The sequence below is a fragment of the Rheinheimera pleomorphica genome (assembly GCF_011634895.1).
Lineage (GTDB): Bacteria > Pseudomonadota > Gammaproteobacteria > Enterobacterales > Alteromonadaceae > Alishewanella > Alishewanella pleomorphica.
In genome coordinates this window covers 1-435 of record NZ_SIRR01000024.1, presented here as the reverse complement: position 1 = coordinate 435, position 435 = coordinate 1, and the positions used below count along the sequence as shown (strand labels likewise).

The 435-nt window shown below is 45.7% G+C and carries 1 protein-coding gene; it reads left to right on the top strand.

The window, feature by feature from the left end:
- A partial coding sequence (locus EYB30_RS14965; RefSeq protein WP_206674664.1) for a hypothetical protein occupies nucleotides 1-378 on the top strand: 378 nt, incomplete at its 5' end.
- Nucleotides 379-435: the final 57 nt, after the last annotated feature.

The following is a 435-nucleotide window of genomic DNA, read 5'->3' as shown; positions in this document are numbered from 1 at the left end:
CAAATACAGTATGGCTCTGGCTGCAAAGCTAACCCACGTTCCTGGAGGTCAGCACCTCGTGGGGAGTCATTATGTCTATGGGGCAATATGAAGCATCTCAAACCGTTGAATATTGCTCTTAAGTTTGGCGTCGGGGCCGTTGTCGTCGGTTTGCTTGCATTTGCTTTAAGTTGGAATCTTTGGGATTTTTGGGGCGGTCCAATGCCAGGTATCGAGCTTTTGCTTTTCCCCGGTAACATCACACTTGTTTACATCTGGCATCCCCTGTTTACCGAAGAAGTCTATTTTTGGCCTAAGTTGTTTTTACTTATGCTTGGCCAGTTTTTGGTGGTTACATTCGTTGTGGCGTTATGTATCCGAGTTACCCATGATCAGTAGACACCTTCTATAGTTAGGTATCGTACCTGACACTGAGGTGCAAAATGGCCAGACATA